Here is a 17,533-nt window from a genome sequence, read left to right on the forward strand (position 1 = left end):
CTCTCCGGTCTACGGGATCGCAAACTCATCGCGTTGCGCTACAATCAATTATCCATAATCAACGCCAACGGCGCCTTGAACCGCGCAACAAGTCCTTCCTTCTCGTATTCGATATTGGCGTCACCGGTTCCGGACAGGCCAAAGCGGATGAGACGCGAGCCAAACCCTTTCTTTTCCGGAGCAATTACTGCGGGGCCCCCGCTCTCGCGCCATGTCAGGATAAATTCCATCTGTGACTGAGCCCGCTGGATTTCCCAACTGATGTCCACTTTGCCATGCATATTGGACAGGGACCCATACTTCAGGGCATTTGTAGCAAGTTCGTGCAACAACAATGATAGAGACAACACAGCCTTGGGACCGAGATTGAGATTCGGACCGCGCAGGCTGAACTGCGATGCTTCGCCATGCAATCCCAAAACACTTTCCAAGACAGATCGGATGCGGGCCGCCGACCAATTCTGATGCAGTAAGACATTGTGGGCAGAACTCAACGCCATGATGCGCTGTTTAAACGCCTCGACGGCATCCTGTGGTGCATCGCGCAGCGTTTGGGACGCGATTGCCTGCACCATGGTAAGCGTGTTTTTCAGGCGATGGCTCAGTTCCTGATTGAGGATACCCTGCTCATGTTCGGCCTGCAGTTTGGCGATGGCGGCATAGGTCCGGTCGGCAATACTGACAACGAACTGAATTTCATCCGTTGCCCAATCCCGCGGATTTTCGTCGTGTGCAAACATCAGGCCAACCAGTTCGCCGCCATGCATCAACGGAACCTTGATGAAAGAACGGGTCTGAAGTCCGGCATAAGCGTCATAATCGAGGGCCAGCCAATCCGTACTGGATATGTCGGAGACGGCGATTGGTATACCGATCTGCGCGTTCTTGATCGTGGCTTTGAAATTGGCCAGCGAGTGGCGACCAGCCATGGATTTCAAGCCGGGCCCTGTCCAGTCGTTTTCGACATTGAAGATATCCGCCGTAAGATCGATGATCGCGAACCCGACACGGCCTGCATGCAGATTTTCACCCAGAACCCTTGAGGCAATTTCCGCTGCCTCGGCCGTTGTCCGGGCATCGCGAATACTATCTCCCAGTTCAAGAAGGGCGGCTTGCCGGATTTCCGCCTGCTTACGCTTGGTTACGTCCTGGACGGTGCCACGGAACAACGCCGGTTGACCAGCGTCGTCATTGGCAACCTCTCCGCGCCGGCTCAGCCAACGCAAAGACCCGTCATCGACCCGCCTGATCCGGTATTCGATATCCAGAATGATGTTTCCATCACCACGCGATGACTGATCGGAAACAAGATGCCTGTCTTCCTCATAGGTCAGTGCCTCAAATGTCGGAGCAGGATATTGCTCGCTCTCCGGCAGCCCGTATAGTCGGCACATTTCGGGTGTAACCCGGGCAATATTGGTTTTGACATTAAGCTCGAACGCCCCGATACCGCCCGCCTGTTGAGCAGACCCGAGCCAGCTATCGACCCGATACTGCTTGTTGCGCGCCGCCTCGCTGGACAATGCCCGTCTGAGGCTGGAGCGCACCGTACGGCGTTGTTGGATCACCAGATCGTTGCGGTCCTCGATGACCCGGCGCAATTCGAGAATGGTGACGACCTGTTCGGCAAGATCCTGCAGAGCTTCGATCTGTGCGTCGCTCAATCCGCCGGGACGCGGTATATTGTCAATCACACAGAGCGTGCCAATGGCCTCGCCGCTGGGCGTATTGAGGACCGCCCCTGCATAAAACCGGATAAAAGGTTCGCCGGTCACCAGCGTATTTTGCCTGGTTCGCTCGTCGAGCGTTAGATCAGGAATGATGAGTACGGAGCCTGCCGGCAAAGCATGGGCACACACCGATTGCTCCAGCGGTGTCTCACAGGGTTCAAAACCGGTACGGGCCTTGAACCATTGCCTGTCACCCGTGACCAGACTGATCAAGGCAACCGGCGTCTCGCAGATCTGTTTGGCAAGGGAGACAATATTATCAAATGCCGGCTCTGGTGGCGTATCAAGAATTTCATATTCCTCAAGAGCAGCCAGTCTATGGGCGTCCTGAAGAACTGAATGGGGCAAATCGCTCATGGATAAACCCAATCGCCAAATTTTGTGTGAGAAACACAGGAACTAATCGTGGTTATCAAATAGCCTAATTTTGCCCCGTGACAATTGCTATTTGCAAATACCCGTTATCCCCGTGGTCGCAGGCAAATGAAAAGCCCTCCCCCTACCTAGACAAAGACTTTCTTCCGCCGGATACAGTCAGGGACAAGGGGTATCCCTTCAAGTTAGCCAAATCCAGATATCCTCGAAATGGCATCGATGTGTATCAGGATACTGGGCAGCTTCCGGCGATTACGTCGAAACTTTTGGTGGCAAATTCGCGCCCGTGTGTATCCTGCAGTGAAAACGTCCAGACACCCGAGACCAGTTCATAGCTCTTCTCAAACATCCAGCCCGCATAGCGCTGCTGATGGATTGCCCCGTCGGGCCAGCTGCTGCGCTTCATCGTGCGGCCATCGGGCGTGTAAATTGCCGGATGCTGGACGACGACCATGATGGGCAGTATCTGGAAATCGGGAATGTTGAAAGCGGCGTACATCACCCCGAAACTGGTTCCGAGACAGGCGGTAATTTTCTCGGCCCTGATAACGTCTACCGGACCATCAACGAGACGGTTATAACCTGTCGGTGTATCCGGTGCCGTTTCCGTGCCAACGTCCTTGGCCCGTGTCAGACCCCAGTTGAGGATTTCAACGGCAGGTTCGGCAGCTTGCGCCCTTGCTGACCCCGCCCCGGCCAGCAATGCCGGGAGCAACAGGGCCAGGAGGCAAGGGGGACGCATTTGACTGCTATGCAGCCGCGTACTTGGCTTTCAGTTCCAGCCTGCGGCGATGCAGGACCGGCTCTGTATAGCCGTTTGGCTGCGTCCGCCCCTCGAACACCAGATCGCAAGCCGCCTGAAACGCCACCGATCCATCGAAGTCAGGGGCCATTGGATGGTAATGCGGATCGCCTTCATTCTGCTTGTCAACGACGCCAGCCATACGCTTCAGCGTTTCCAGTACCTGGGCCTTGCTGGCAGCGCCATGATGCAGCCAGTTGGCGATGTGCTGGGCAGAAATACGCAAGGTGGCGCGATCTTCCATCAGGCCGACATTATTAATGTCCGGCACCTTGGAACAGCCTACACCCTGATCCACCCAACGCACGACATACCCAAGAATACCCTGGGCATTGTTATCAAGCTCGCGCTGGATGTCTTCTGGTGTCCAATTGGGCCGCGAGGCGACCGGCACTGACAGGATATCGCTAAGCTTGGCGCGGCCGCGCGATTTCAGCTTTGCCTGGACCTCTGCCACATTGACCTTGTGATAGTGGGTGGCGTGCAGCGTCGCGGCCGTCGGCGACGGCACCCATGCGGTGTTGGCACCGGCCTTCGGATGGGCGATCTTCTGTTCAAGCATGGCCGCCATCAAATCCGGCATTGCCCACATGCCTTTGCCGATCTGGGCATGACCGGACAGGCCGCATTCAAGTCCGACATCGACATTCCAGTTTTCATAGGCACCGATCCAGGATGCCTGCTTCATGTCACCCTTGCGGATCATCGGACCCGCCTCCATTGATGTGTGGATCTCATCGCCGGTGCGGTCGAGGAAGCCGGTATTGATGAAAACGACCCGTTCTTTTGCGGCACGGATCGCTTCCTTCAGATTGACCGTCGTGCGGCGCTCCTCGTCCATGATCCCCATCTTCATCGTGTTGGGCTGCATGCCGAGCAGGGCTTCGACACGTTCGAACAGTTCCGATGCAAAGGCCACTTCCTCGGGACCATGCATTTTCGGCTTCACTACATACATGGAACCGGCGCGCGAATTCATGCGGCGACCCTTGGGACCAACATCGTGCAGGGCGATCAGGCCGGTGATTGCCGCATCCATGATGCCTTCCGGCACCTCATTGCCGTCCTTATCGAGGATGGCCGGATTGGTCATGAGATGACCGACATTGCGCACCAGCATGAGCGAACGGCCCGGCAAGGTCAGCGGCTTACCGTCCGGTCCCGTATATTCGCGGTCAGGATTCAGCTTGCGGGTGACTGATTTACCGCTCTTTTCAAACGTGTCCTGCAGATCGCCGTTCATCAGACCGAGCCAGTTGCGATAGACAACAACCTTGTCTTCCGCATCGACAGCCGCAACCGAATCTTCGCAGTCCTGAATCGTTGTCAGTGCCGATTCCAGCACCATATCTGCAATATTGGCCGGGTCGGTCTTCCCAGTGGGATGATCGACGTTCATGACGATCTCCACATGCATGCCGTTCTTGACCAGCAGAACGGAGGACGGCTTGGCAGCATCGCCTTTATAGCCGGCGAACTGCGCCTGATCCTTCAGCGACAATGACGCGCCATTGGCAACTTTCAGAACCAATGTACCGTGATCCACGAAAAGGCCCGTAACATCAGCCCAGCTTTCGCCATTCAGCGGCGCGCTATCGTCGAGGAATGCCTTGGCCCAGGCGATGACTTTGCCGCCACGCACCGGATTGAACGCCTTGCCCTTCTCCGCACCGTCAGTTTCAGGAATTGCATCCGTGCCGTAGAGCGCATCATAGAGCGAACCCCAACGCGCATTGGCAGCATTCAGCGCATAACGGGCGTTCATCACAGGCACAACCAGCTGTGGTCCGGCTGTCACCGCGATTTCCGGGTCGACATTGTTGGTCGAGACAGAAAATGTTCCGCCTTCCGGGATCAGATAACCTATCTCTCGAAGAAAGGATTCGTATTGCTCCTGCGTATATCCGGTATTCCGCTTCTCGCGATAAAAGGCATCGAGCTTTTCCTGAAACGCGTCACGCTTGGCGAGTAGGGCCCGGTTCTTGGGCGACAGATCATCAACGATTGCTGCCAGACCTTGGAAAAAGGCATCGGTATTGATCAAGGTTCCGGTGACCGCTTCGTTTGCCACGAAGTCGTAGAGCTCTTTTGCCACCTTCAGACCGTTGATCTCTATACGCTCGCTCATACTATACTCCTTCAGATTTTCCATTACCGTACCCTTGAACACATCAAAGCATTCTCCGTCAATTCATCCAAAATAAACATGATTTATGCCAGAATGGAAACAATCGCTCAGTGTGCGATACGGGGCCTGCCTGTTGCAGTTGCGATCAACACCGCTTCTATGAATTTCCGCTGATCTTCAACTGTTGCAACGCTGACATCCCGGGCGATCGTGACCTGCGCTTCGTCAGTGCCAGCTTCCAGCGCGAGACTGCGGACCTGTCGTTGCAGCGTTTCCTCGGCAAAGGCGACCGCAAGATCTTCCTCCTGGAAATCCTTCATCACCTCGCCTGATGCCACACGGAAAATTCCTTCGGCCGGCTGACTGATGTGAGCTTCGACCGATACGCGCACCTGACCGACAACGGCACCGAGCGCATTGGCAACATCAGTATCCACGGGAACGATGCTGCGGGTGCCCAGCATGGTACCGACTGCGGGATAGTAAACAGGGGCAGAGGCACCCAGACCGATCAGCGGCCGGTCAATGTCAAGTTTGATGCCAGCAATACCGCCCTGTTTGGAGAGAGCACGCTGGATCAGTGGATTTGCGACCACCTCCGGACCCTCGAGTCCATCCTCGGCAAAGACGGTCTCCAGCACAACTTCCGACGAACGGCGAATGAGTGCGTCATAGGTGCGGCGCGAAATTTCTTCCGGCGTATCGCACAGGGGACGGCCGGCGCCGTCCTTGCGGCGGGCATAGAGAATAGCGCCGTGGCGTGCAGCCTCACCGTTCCAGTTGTTCTGCAAATTGAGAACATGACAGGCATCGGACGGCGTAAACCCCGAGAGATGGACGAGGCCGCGCGCGACCAATCGGTTGATCGTTGCTGTCTGCGAAACGGAACTCAGAAGCCGGTCAAGCGGCTGCGGTTCACGCGTGATGCGTACATAAAGCTCGGCTTCACCCTTGCTCAATCCAGAGGCCATTTGCTCGGGAACGCCTGTCAGCAGCGCGAAACGGCCGTCCAGACGCCCGGGATTGGCGGTCTTCACCTGCCGTACCAGATGGTCGATGACAATGGCACCATGGTTGGCTGCAAGCAGCGACAGCGGCACCAGCCGTCTTGGTCCGAGCTTGATGCGCGGCGCCATCGCATTGTCGTCAAGTGAGACTTCGGAATCCCCGCCCAGCCCGAAGGTGCGCATCGCCACAGCCTCGACCATGGTGCGGAAACCGCCAACAGTAGCGCCGTTCGGGTCCAGCCGGGGACGGCCGTTGTCGAGAACCGCAACATCCGTGGTTGTCCCGCCGATATCGGACACAATCGCATTGTCGAGGCCCGTCATGTGACGGGCACCCACAAGGCTAGCGGCAGGTCCCGACAGGATCGTTTCAATTGGACGGTGCCGCGCGAAGGCCGCCGATACCAGTGCTCCGTCACCACGCACCACCATCAACGGAGCATGGATACCGCGCCGATCGAGAAAACCCTCCGTTGCGGCCACGAGACGGTCAATCATGGCGATGAGCCGCGCATTGAGAACTGTGGTGAGCGCGCGCCGCGGGCCGTTCAGCTTGGCCGAGAGCTCGTGACTGCATGTGACCGGCAGGCCAGTTGTGCTGCGTACGAGATCGCGAACGGCAATCTCATGTTCCGGATTGCGCACGGCGAAATAGGCGCAAACAGCAAAGCCGGTCACCTCGTCCTTCAAGCGTGGCAGTGCATCCTGAAGCGCGGAGGTATCGAAGGGTTGCGGACGGCCATAGACGTCATGCCCGCCCGGCAGGAACACTACCGGATCGGAGCCCAATGCGATGCCAAGGTCTGCCTTCTCCAGATCTGCTTGCGAGAATCCGACCATGACAAGGGCGATCCGCCCGCCCTGTCCCTCGACAAGCGCATTGGTGGCAAGGGTCGTCGACATGGAAACCAGACGGATATGGCCGGGGTCAACGGAAGCCTCTGCAACGATACGCTCGACAGCGCCGGAGATGCCTACACTCAGATCATGGCGCGTGGTCAGGGCTTTTGCCTTGGCGATAACGCCGCGCGCCTCAGACCAGAGAACTGCGTCCGTGTAGGTCCCACCCGTATCAATACCGAGAAAAATCGCGTTCTCTACCTGTGAATCAGCCATGATGCCCTGCGTCTTTTCTGGCAGGGTTATCCTATGATGACACGAACGACTAGCGCCATTCCGACCATTTGCCGCCGCATCGGTACAACAGTGCCGGAACCATTCAAATCCTGCTACGTTGTGCCGAGGGCAAAGGGGGCTTCGATGGCATCACAATCTGGCAGTCACGCGGGATCGAAGAAGGTTATCTATGCCGCCATCCTCGGCAATCTTCTGATCGCAGCGACAAAATTCATTGCCGCCTTCTTCACGGGCAGTTCCGCCATGCTTTCAGAAGGCGTGCATTCGCTGGTGGATACGGGGAATGGTGGCCTGCTTCTCTACGGGCTGCGGCGCGCAGCAAAACCGGCCGACAAATCACACCCGCTTGGCCATGGACGCGAGCTTTACTTCTGGAGTTTCATTGTTGCGCTGCTGGTCTTTGCCGTGGGTGCCGGCGTCTCGTTCTATGAGGGCCTTATTCATATTCTTGAGCCGGAACCCGTTGCCAATCCCATTGTCAATTACGTCGTTCTCGGCTTTGCGCTGCTTTTTGAGGGCATCTCATGGACGGTGGCCCTAAAAGAGTTTCGCACCATGAAAGGCAAACTCGGTTATCTTGAAGCGGTCAAGCAGAGTAAGGATCCGAGTGTCTTTACTGTCCTCTTTGAAGACACCGCTGCCCTGCTCGGGCTCATCGTGGCTTTTGCCGGTATTTCAGCAGCGCAGTTGTTTGACATGCCCGAACTCGACGGGGTGGCATCCATTGGCATTGCCATCATTCTCGGTGCTACCGCGATTTTCCTCGCGAGGGAAAGCAAGGGCCTGTTGATTGGCGAGTCGGCGCTACCCGAAGCAGAACAGCAGATTCTTGATATCGCAGGCAAGGACCCGGCGATCCAGCAGGCAAATGGTGTGCTGACCGTTCATATGGGGCCAAAGCAAATCGTCGCCGGGCTCAGCATCGAATTCGAGGACCATACCACTGCGCCCGAGATCGAAGCCTGTGTTGAGCGCATCGAAACGGCAATACGTCAGGCCAACCCGGATATTGTATCCGTATTTGTCAAACCCCAGACTGCAAGTACCTGGAAGACGCGGCGGCAAAAAATCGTTGAAGGCTAGAGCAACTAGTCTTCATCCACCACGCGCAGACGCAACTGGCCCGTTGTCGATGCTGCGGACCGGCTGGTGTCCGGTCCCTTCGCGGGTTCGCCCGCAGCGGGATCGACGAATTCAAGCGCCTCGATCTTCTGACCACGCTTTGTCACCTTGCTGGATGAGACCAGAATATCGTCAATATCCTTGCTTGCCTGACCGAAATGGGTCTGCAACCGCCTGACCCGATCGTCCAGACGCCCGACATCTTCCATCAGCCGGATAACCTCGCCCTGGATGAGATGCGCCTGCTCACGCATGCGCACATCCTTCAGTACCGCTTGAATGACCTGAATGGACAGCATCAAAAGCGACGGTGATACGATCACGATGCGCGAACGATGCGCCTTCTGCACAATACCTTCGAAGTTCTCATGAATCTCGGCAAAGATGGATTCTGACGGCACGAAAAGAAACGCCGTATCCTGCGTTTCGCCGTTGATCAGATATTTTTCCGCCACGTCACGAATATGGATTTCGATATCCCTGCGGAACTGGGCAAGCGCCAGCTTCTTGGCATCCGGGGTCTCGGACTCGCGGATGGCATTCCACGCTTCCAGCGGAAACTTGGCATCGATAACCAGATTGGGCGCGCCATTCGGCATGCGGACCATACAGTCCGGCCGGTTTCCATTGGAAAGCGTGGCCTGAAACTCATAGGCTCCCTGTGGTAGTCCATCGGCGATGATGGTTTCCATGCGAGCCTGACCAAAGGCACCGCGGGTCTGTTTGTTGGCGAGAATAGCCTGCAACTGGACGACTTGTCCGGCCAGCGACTGGATATTGTTCTGTGCCGTATCGATGACCGCCAACCGTTCCTGCAACTTGGCAAGATTTTCATGGGTCGACTGCGTCTGTTCCGTCATGGTCTGACCGATGCGGCTGGTCATTCCATCAAGGCGCTCGCGGATCGACTGGTTCAGCTCCGCCTGGCGTGAACCGAAAAGTTCGGCCATGGTCTGCATGCGGCCCTGCATCTCCGACTGGCTCTTCAAGATTTCAGCCATCCGCATTTCCGCATCGCGTGCACGATCTTCCGCCTGGAATTCCGCAATCAATCGCGCTCGCCCCGATCGCCAGAGCGCGATTCCGCAAAGAACGATGGCAACAGCAACGATCACGGCCGCAGCCAGCAGGGCGGTGCCTACAGAAACAGTACTGGCGCCAAGCTGAAACAGCGGCTGATCGAGCGAATGTGACGTTTCCATGAGGAGCAGACTAACCGATTCGAATGGCAAATGTGAGATCAAAACAAGAACATTTTCACAAATGCCATTTGTGTCGGGATTGACGGTTGAAAGCCGAGATATTAGGTGATGCACATGTCTATCAAACCGCTTGTCATTCTTCCCGATCCGCTGCTGCGCCAGGTTTCCAAACCCGTGGAGCGCTTTGACGCCGATTTGCGCAAATTCTCCAAGGATATGCTCGAAACCATGTATGACGCGCCGGGCATCGGTTTGGCCGCGATCCAGGTGGCTGAGCCGCTGCGCATGCTGGTGATTGACCTTGCCAAGGAAGACGAACCAAAGGCACCGCAGGTTTTCATCAATCCGGAGATCTTGTCTTCCAGCGCCGAACGCAATGTCTATGAAGAGGGCTGTCTGTCCATTCCGGATTATTATGCAGAAGTCGAGCGTCCGGCAAAAGTGCGGGTTTCCTATTTCGACATCGACGGCAAGAGGCACGAAATCGAGGCTGATGGCTTGCTGGCAACCTGCCTTCAGCACGAAATCGACCATCTCAATGGCGTGCTTTTCATTGACTATATTTCCCGGCTCAAGCGTGAAATGGTGGTCAAGAAGTTCAAGAAGCTCGCCAAGGATCGCGCTCCGAGCCGGCTGGCGGTGTAAGCCATGAGCCTGCGTATCGTTTTCATGGGAACACCAGAGTTTTCCGTTCCGGTTCTCAACGCGCTTATTGGTCAAGGCCACGAGATTGTCGCTGTCTATAGCCAACCGCCACGCCCGGCGGGCCGGCGCGGGCTGGAACTGACCCCCTCGCCCGTTCACCGCAACGCCGAGGAATTCGGTATCGAAGTCCGCACGCCCAAAAGCCTTCGGAGTCCTGAGGAACAGCAGGCCTTTCGCGATCTCAATGCGGACATTGCCATTGTGGTTGCCTATGGCCTGATATTGCCGACTGCCATTCTGGAAGGCACACGCCTTGGTTGTTACAATGGCCATGCCTCGCTTTTGCCGCGCTGGCGTGGCGCTGCCCCCATCCAGCGGGCCATCATGGCAGGCGATACCGAAACCGGCATGATGATCATGAAAATGGATGAAGGGCTGGATACCGGCCCCGTTGCCATGGCCGAAAAGGTCAAGATCACGCCTGACACAACAGCCGGCGAACTGCATGACCAGCTAAGCATGATCGGTGCCGACCTGATGGTGCGCGCCGTGGCTGCACTGGAACGTGACAGTCTTACCCTCACACCGCAATCGGAAGACGGTGTCACCTACGCATCAAAGATCACAAAGGTGGAGACCCGGATCGACTGGACCCTGCCGGCGATCGATATCCATAACCGCATTCGCGGTCTGGCGCCCTTTCCGGGTGCTTGGTGCGAGATGGAGATCGGTGACGGTCTCGAACGCGTCAAGTTGTTGCGCTCGCTGCTTGCAACCGGTGCTGGTGTGCCTGGCACAGTGCTGGACGAAGATTTGCGCGTCGCCTGCGGAGAAGGTGCGGTACGGCTGCGCTCGCTGCAGCGGGCTGGCGGCAAGGCCATGGATGGACAGGAATTCCAGCGCGGCGCAAAAATTGCGCAAGGGGCGAAGCTGCCATGAGCAGCATCTCCATTCGTCCCGCACAACCCGAAGACCGTTCATTGATCACCGGTGTCGTTGAAGACGCTTTTGAGGGACCGGACGAAGCAAGGTTGGTGCAGCAGCTCAGCAACAACGGCGATATTGTTCTCGAACTGGTCGCGAGCTTGGACGGCATTCTTGTAGGCCATATCCTGTTTTCAAGGCTGCGTGTTGAGGGCGAAAACAGCTTTGATGCGGTTGCACTGGCGCCTCTCAGCGTGGCTTCGAACCATCACGGCAAAGGCATTGGATCTGCGCTGATCAACGCGGCCCACGAACAGTTGGTGCTCCTCGGCGAGACCCTGTCCGTCGTTCTTGGCGATCCCGGCTATTATGGCCGCTTCGGCTACACGACTGCACGGGCATCCGGCTTTGCCAGCCAGTATCAGGGCGAATATCTCCAGGCACAGACGTTTGGTCATGCGCCGCTGTCGGGAACGCTGGTCTATGCCAAAGCGTTCGAGGGACTTTGATGCCGCGCTACAAGCTCACCATCGAATATGATGGCACGCCCTATGCGGGCTGGCAGCGGCAGGAAAATGGCCACACGGTTCAGGCTGCCATCGAGCAGGCCATCTTCAGGTTTTGCGGCGAGACGATCTCCCTCGGCGCGGCGGGCCGCACCGATTCCGGTGTACATGCAATAGCGCAGATTGCCCATGTGGATCTGACAAAGGACTGGAGCAGCGCCAAGGTGCGCGAGGCGCTCAACGCCCACCTGGTGGTGGCCGGAGAAACCGTCGGCATCATCAATGTCGAGCGGGTCAGCGAACATTTTGATGCACGTTTTTCCGCGACAGGCAGGCATTACCTTTACCGCATCATCAATCGCCGGCCACCAGCACCGCTGGAAGCATTTCGGGCATGGTGGGTCAAGAAGCCGCTGGATGCAGACGCGATGCACGAAGCGGCACAACGACTGGTTGGAACTCATGATTTCACAACCTTTCGCGCCACCCAGTGTCAGGCAAAAAGCCCGATTAAAACACTCGATCACCTCAGTGTCATACGCAATGGGGAAATCATTGAAATCAGGGCATCGGCGCGTTCGTTCCTACACAACCAGATCAGGTCATTTGCGGGAACCCTGAACGAAGTGGGTTGTGGCCGCTGGACACCTGATGATGTCACCGACGCTCTCGCCGCCCGCGACCGCAAAGCGTGCGGCCCTGTTGCGCCACCGTATGGGCTCTATCTCGTTGGTGTCGACTATCCGATTGTGACCGGTTCCGGCAGGGAAATCCCCAGCATTTCCTGAAGGCCGATCATAAGGAATATCGAGCCGATGACGAGGATGGCAAAGAAAGCCGCCGTATAGGCATGGGATTTCTTCAAGGCGACATAGGTCAGCCGGTACGTCAGGACAAGAACGAACATATACAACGCAAGGCCGAAGATAGTCGCCAATGTCGTTGAACCGGGCAAGAGAACACGTATCACCGTGGCAGGTGCAGCCAACCACGACGTTACTGCCGACCCCCAGTTGCTGGTGATCACATAAACACCGAAACGGTTGCCAAGGCCAATGCGTGCCGTCAGGAGAAGCAACACAACCAACGGTAAGACCCACGACGCAAGGTCAACAAAGGCGACACGGCCGATCACGGAAAGCCGGGTACCTACCTCCGGCTGAAATGCAACCATATCATTGGCGAAAACGATCCAGCCAAGAATGAGCGGGGGCAGCGAAACGGTGATGGCGTGGAATGATTGCCAGAAACCATCTTCCGAAAGATCGAAGAAATCCAGGCCGTCGGCATGACCGTTCATCATCCGCCACGAACCCCAGAAATAGCGCTGGATATCTTCAAAACTCAGCATGGCACTCAGGCAAAAAAGTCGGCAATGAACCGCTCATAGATTTGTGTCAGCGTTTCGAGGTCTGCAACCGCCACACGCTCGTCCACCATATGCATAGTCTGCCCCACAAGACCAAATTCAACCACCGGACAATAATCCTTGATATAGCGGGCATCGGATGTGCCACCTGACGTGGAAAGCTGCGGACGCTTACCTGTCACCGCCTCGACCGAAGCTGTCAGCGTGCCAATCAGCTTTTCATCATGGGTAAGAAACACATGACTTGGCCGATCACGCCAGACCAGTTCGTAATTGACCGGTGTCTTCCGGCCCGGCCTGAGTTTACGGCGTCCGGATGCCTTGTCGAGACGATTGTGAATTTCTGCCATCAACGTCTCGTCGGTCCACGTATCGTTGAAACGGATGTTGAACGTTGCCGTCGCTTTGGCCGGAATGACATTCACCGCGGGATTCCCGACATCTATCGTTGTAACTTCAAGATTCGTCGCCTGAAAATTCTTCGTACCCTTGTCGAATGCCGGATAAAGCAGACTGTCAACCAGAGTGACCAGACCGCGAACCGGATTTTCCGCCAGATGCGGATAGGCCGCATGCCCCTGAACACCGTGAACCGTGACTGTGCCGGAGAGCGAACCGCGCCGGCCGATCTTGATCATGTCGCCCAGCTTGTCAGGATTGGTTGGCTCGCCAACGATGGCAGCGTCCCAGCTCTCACCTTTTGCCTTGGCCCATTCCAGCAGTTTGCCGGTACCGTTAATGGATGGACCCTCTTCATCCCCGGTGATCAGAAACGAGACCGAACCCTTCACTGCTCCGTTCTTCGCAATATGACGGGCAACGGCGGCGGCAAAGCAGGCAATACCGCCCTTCATGTCCACGGCACCACGGCCGTACATCTCGCCGTTGTGTATTGCAGCCGAAAATGGCGGGTAGCTCCACGCGGCCTCATCGCCCACAGGGACAACGTCCGTATGACCGGCAAACATCAGATGCGGGCCATTGCCCGACCGTCTGGCATAGAGGTTTTCAACATCCGGCGTCCCGTTTTCGCTGAAGACAGGGCGCTCAACGGTGAAACCCAGCGGTGCAAGCATCGCTTCGAGTGTGGTCAGCGCGCCGCCTTCCGCTGGTGTAACAGACGGACAGGCGATGAGTTGGGCGAGGTTTTTTACGGGATCTGTCGAGGATGTCATGTGCAAAGCGATAATCCAAAACCACCATCCTGTCACGTACTGGATCGCAATGCGTGCATCTGTTTTAATGGGTTACGTTTACGTCAAACCAGGGGCTGGCCGATGATTGAAAACAACCGTCGTATTGTTGTCGCAGGTGCCGGTTCCATTGGCTGCTATGTGGGTGGTCAACTCGCCGCTGCGAAAAGAGCCGTAACCTTTCTGGCGCGTCCTCGCGTAGAGGAGGAAGTCAGCAAGGCAGGGCTGAAAGTCATCAACCTTGATGGGACGGAGCAGTTCATTCCACCGGATCAGCTTTCAGTGACAGCCGATCCGGCAGTTGCTTTTGACGACGCCCGTATCATTCTTGTCGCCGTCAAGAGCGGCGCCACGGAAGAGATGGCCAGGCTGATCGCCAGCCACGCTCCTGCTGACAGCATTGTCGTCAGCCTGCAGAACGGCGTCGGCAATGCGCGGATCTTGCGTGAGAATCTGCCGCAAACCATGATCGTGATTGCGGGCATGGTGCCATTCAACGTCGTTCAATCGCAAAGCGGGCAATTGCCGCTGACCGTACGCCGCACGACCCAGGGCACCATACTTATCGAGAACAAGGTTGAAGGCCTCGCTGAGGCTCTCTCGACCCCGGACCTTCCGGTCAGTGCCCACGACAACATGCAGGGCATTCTCTGGGGCAAATTGATGATGAACCTCAACAACGCCCTCAATGCGCTGTCGAATCTGCCGCTTGCCACACAACTTGCGGATCGCGAATGGCGTCTGCTGCTTGCCGATCAGATGGGTGAAGGGCTGAAAGTCATGAAAGCGAACCGTATTATCGCTGCGCCCGTGCAGGGCGTATCCCCGGCTATACTACCCTGGATTTTGCGCCTGCCGAACTTTCTCTTTCGCCGCATCGCACGCAAGATGCTGGCAATCGATCCCCGTGCCCGCTCGTCCATGTGGGAGGATTTCTCCCGCGGCCGGACAACTGAAATCGATTACCTGCAGGGCGTCATCGTGCAAATGGCTCGGAAAAAGAATGTCCCCACGCCGCTGGCGCAAAAGGTCATCGCTTGCGTCAAACAGGCAGAGGGTCAACCCATCCGTTGCCATGCCGTGGCGGAGATCAGACAGAAAGCCGTTGCGTAAGCAGCTCAGTCAATCGGCTTGCCGGTCTTGTCCTTCATCGTCAAAAGCGTCAATGCGCTTACCAGCGCAGCTGCCATCACGTAGAAACTCGGGGCCAGCTTGGTTCCGGTTGCCTCAATGAGAAGCGTCACAATGACCGCCGCGAAACCACCGAAAATGGTCACGGCAAAGTTGTAGGCCAGGGAAAGCCCGGTGGAGCGCAACCCGGCAGGAAACTGCTCCGCGAGCAGCGCCGGCGCCGGGCCGGTGAACGCCGCCAGCAGAAGCCCGAGAATCGCTTGGACAATGGCGAGGGTCATCAGGTTTGGCGAGGCGTTGACCCAGACAAACAGCGGATAGATCAGAACGCCAATGGCAATGGCGGCAGCCAGCAACAGCCGCTTGCGCCCCACCCGGTCCGATAGGGCTCCGGCAATCGGACAACCCAGCATCAACACCAGCCCGCCGACAGTCGTTGCAACGAAAGCATCGGCCAGCGGAATGTTGAGTTGCTTGACCGCATAAGTGGTCATGTAGAACAGCAGCACATAGGTGCAGACAGTCCACAGAATGGTCACGCCAAAGCCCGATGCGATGCCACGCGGATGGTCCCGCAGGGCATCGCGCAGCGGCGACTCGCTCTTCTGGGTGTGGCTGTCGGTGAATACCGGCGTCTCGTCGACACGGGCGCGAATGTAGAATCCGACCGGTCCGATCAACAGGCCCAACAGGAAAGGAACACGCCAGCCCCAACTGTCAATGGCTGCCGGATCAAGCACGTGAGTGACAATAGTGCCGCAGATACCACCGAGAACTACGGCCAGCGCCTGACTTGTCTGTTGCCAGCTGGCATAGAAACCGCGCTTCTCCGGCGGTGCATACTCGATGAGGAAGGCCGTAGCGCCGCCGATCTCTCCACCGGCGGAAAAGCCTTGAATGAGCCGCGCGAGAACAATGACGAGCGGCCCGATAATTCCGGCTTGGGCATATGTCGGGGCGAAGCCGAGAAGCGCCGTACCAAACGCCATCATCAGGATTGTAAGCGTCAAGGCTGCCTTGCGGCCCTTCTTGTCGGCGTAGACGCCCAGAACAACGGCGCCGACCGGGCGCATGAAAAAGCCGACACCATAGGTGCCGACTGTGAGCAGGATCGAGGTCAGATCATCGATTGCCGGAAAGAACAACCGTGCGATGATCGGCGTGAAGAAGCCGTAGACTGTAAAATCAAACCATTCGAGGCCGTTGCCAACCGTCGCGGCTGCAATGGCATGGCGTCGTTTGGCGTCAAACTCACGGGCGGAGACGGAAGCCTGTACAGTCATACTGGTACCTCAGCTGAAACGGGAATCGGCTTGGGTACCAGCTTCTGTCGGGAATCTCCGTCTGTCCAGATATAAATCGTCTAATCAGTCACGCAGCAATTCATTGATCGATGTCTTCGAGCGTGTCTTCTCGTCAACGCGCTTGACGATTACGGCGCAATAGAGGCTCGGACCTGGCTCATTGTTCGGGAAAGGCTTGCCCGGCAAGGTGCCCGCGACCACGACCGAATAGGGCGGTACTTCACCGTAGAAAATCTCGCCGGTGGCGCGATCAACGATCTTTGTCGACTTGCCGATGAACACACCCATACCGAGAACCGCACCTTCACGCACGATGCAGCCCTCAACGACTTCCGAACGGGCACCGATGAAGCAATTGTCTTCGATGATCGTCGGGCCTGCCTGCATTGGCTCCAGAACGCCGCCAATACCGACGCCGCCGGAGAGATGCACATGTTTGCCGATCTGTGCGCAGGAACCAACGGTTGCCCAGGTATCGACCATCGTGCCCTCACCCACATAGGCGCCGAGATTGACGAAGGAAGGCATCAGGATGGCGCCGGGAGCGATATAGGCCGAGCGACGAACAATTGCGTTTGGCACAGTGCGAAAGCCGGCCTTGCTGAATTCGGTCGCGCCCCAGCCTTCAAACTTGGACGGCACCTTGTCCCACCACGGCGCGCCGCCTGGTCCACCCTCGACGATACCCATATGATTGAGACGGAAGGAAAGAAGCACAGCCTTTTTGAGCCATTGATTGACCGTCCAGGTGCCGTCCGACTGCCTTTCGGCAACGCGGGCTTCGCCACTATCGAGCAGCAGCAGGGATGTTTCGACGGCATCGCGTACTTCGCCGCGCGTTTCAGTGTTCACGGCATCGCGGTCATCGAAGGCCTTGTCGATGGTCTTTTCAAGACTGGCCAGGTCGGGCTTGGACATTTTCAGATCACTCCATTGCACGGGCGGTTAAGGCTGATGT

Annotated in this window: 15 protein-coding genes; 6 read left to right on the forward strand and 9 right to left on the reverse strand. The window is 57.1% G+C overall.

The window, feature by feature from the left end:
• Nucleotides 1-44: 44 nt before the first annotated feature.
• The 4 genes from FHW16_RS05045 to FHW16_RS05060 form a co-directional block, all read right to left on the reverse strand.
• On the reverse strand, nt 45-2,087 hold the full coding sequence (locus tag FHW16_RS05045) for a GAF domain-containing protein (protein WP_182548022.1): 2,043 nt from the start codon (nt 2,085-2,087) through the stop codon (nt 45-47).
• A gap of 244 nt (nt 2,088-2,331) precedes the next feature.
• On the reverse strand, nt 2,332-2,847 hold the full coding sequence (locus FHW16_RS05050; RefSeq protein ID WP_182548023.1) for a DUF3859 domain-containing protein: 516 nt from the start codon (nt 2,845-2,847) through the stop codon (nt 2,332-2,334).
• Between the two features lie 7 nt (nt 2,848-2,854).
• Nucleotides 2,855-5,035, reverse strand: coding sequence for a malate synthase G (locus FHW16_RS05055; RefSeq protein WP_182548024.1), 2,181 nt, complete (start codon nt 5,033-5,035; stop codon nt 2,855-2,857).
• Between the two features lie 107 nt (nt 5,036-5,142).
• Nucleotides 5,143-7,158, reverse strand: coding sequence for a hydantoinase/oxoprolinase N-terminal domain-containing protein (locus FHW16_RS05060; protein ID WP_182548025.1), 2,016 nt, complete (start codon nt 7,156-7,158; stop codon nt 5,143-5,145).
• 144 nt (nt 7,159-7,302) lie between these two features.
• On the opposite strand from FHW16_RS05060, the gene FHW16_RS05065 reads away from it, so the two are divergent.
• On the forward strand, nt 7,303-8,262 hold the full coding sequence (locus FHW16_RS05065) for a cation diffusion facilitator family transporter (RefSeq protein WP_182548026.1): 960 nt from the start codon (nt 7,303-7,305) through the stop codon (nt 8,260-8,262).
• A 5-nt stretch (nt 8,263-8,267) separates the two neighbouring features.
• Here FHW16_RS05065 and FHW16_RS05070 read toward each other — a convergent pair whose 3' ends face one another.
• Complete coding sequence (locus FHW16_RS05070) at nt 8,268-9,503, reverse strand: DNA recombination protein RmuC (RefSeq protein ID WP_182548027.1); 1,236 nt, start codon at nt 9,501-9,503, stop codon at nt 8,268-8,270.
• A gap of 114 nt (nt 9,504-9,617) precedes the next feature.
• On the opposite strand from FHW16_RS05070, the gene def reads away from it, so the two are divergent.
• Genes def through truA form a run of 4 tightly spaced genes read left to right on the forward strand, consistent with a single transcriptional unit; the run spans nt 9,618 to nt 12,366 of the window.
• A complete protein-coding gene (gene def, locus FHW16_RS05075) occupies nt 9,618-10,148 on the forward strand; it encodes a peptide deformylase (RefSeq protein ID WP_182548028.1) in 531 nt (176 codons plus the stop codon).
• Nucleotides 10,149-10,157: 9 nt separating this feature from the next.
• Complete coding sequence (gene fmt / locus FHW16_RS05080; RefSeq protein ID WP_182548934.1) at nt 10,158-11,087, forward strand: methionyl-tRNA formyltransferase; 930 nt, start codon at nt 10,158-10,160, stop codon at nt 11,085-11,087.
• On the forward strand, nt 11,084-11,581 hold the full coding sequence (locus tag FHW16_RS05085) for a GNAT family N-acetyltransferase (RefSeq protein WP_182548029.1): 498 nt from the start codon (nt 11,084-11,086) through the stop codon (nt 11,579-11,581). The genes fmt and FHW16_RS05085 overlap by 4 nt, the downstream gene beginning before the upstream one ends.
• The gene (truA, locus tag FHW16_RS05090) at nt 11,581-12,366 is read left to right on the forward strand and encodes a tRNA pseudouridine(38-40) synthase TruA (RefSeq protein ID WP_182548030.1); all 786 of its coding nucleotides are present in this window, start codon (nt 11,581-11,583) and stop codon (nt 12,364-12,366) included. The genes FHW16_RS05085 and truA overlap by 1 nt, the downstream gene beginning before the upstream one ends.
• Here the strand turns inward: truA and FHW16_RS05095 are convergent.
• Both FHW16_RS05095 and dapE read right to left on the reverse strand, forming a co-directional pair.
• A complete protein-coding gene (locus tag FHW16_RS05095) occupies nt 12,318-12,929 on the reverse strand; it encodes a hypothetical protein (protein ID WP_182548031.1) in 612 nt (203 codons plus the stop codon). The genes truA and FHW16_RS05095 overlap by 49 nt on opposite strands.
• A gap of 5 nt (nt 12,930-12,934) precedes the next feature.
• On the reverse strand, nt 12,935-14,122 hold the full coding sequence (gene dapE / locus FHW16_RS05100; RefSeq protein ID WP_182548032.1) for a succinyl-diaminopimelate desuccinylase: 1,188 nt from the start codon (nt 14,120-14,122) through the stop codon (nt 12,935-12,937).
• A 102-nt stretch (nt 14,123-14,224) separates the two neighbouring features.
• Between dapE and FHW16_RS05105 the strand changes: the two genes are divergently transcribed.
• Nucleotides 14,225-15,253, forward strand: coding sequence for a 2-dehydropantoate 2-reductase (locus tag FHW16_RS05105; RefSeq protein ID WP_182548033.1), 1,029 nt, complete (start codon nt 14,225-14,227; stop codon nt 15,251-15,253).
• A gap of 5 nt (nt 15,254-15,258) precedes the next feature.
• Here the strand turns inward: FHW16_RS05105 and FHW16_RS05110 are convergent, their stop codons facing one another.
• Both FHW16_RS05110 and dapD read right to left on the reverse strand, forming a co-directional pair.
• Nucleotides 15,259-16,554, reverse strand: coding sequence for an MFS transporter (locus FHW16_RS05110; protein WP_182548034.1), 1,296 nt, complete (start codon nt 16,552-16,554; stop codon nt 15,259-15,261).
• 84 nt (nt 16,555-16,638) lie between these two features.
• Nucleotides 16,639-17,493 (reverse strand): 2,3,4,5-tetrahydropyridine-2,6-dicarboxylate N-succinyltransferase, encoded by an 855-nt coding sequence (gene dapD, locus FHW16_RS05115; protein ID WP_182548035.1) that lies wholly within the window; start codon nt 17,491-17,493, stop codon nt 16,639-16,641.
• Between the last annotated feature and the right edge of the window lie 40 nt (nt 17,494-17,533).

It is taken from the genome of Phyllobacterium myrsinacearum (genome assembly GCF_014138285.1).
Lineage (GTDB): Bacteria > Pseudomonadota > Alphaproteobacteria > Rhizobiales > Rhizobiaceae > Phyllobacterium > Phyllobacterium myrsinacearum_A.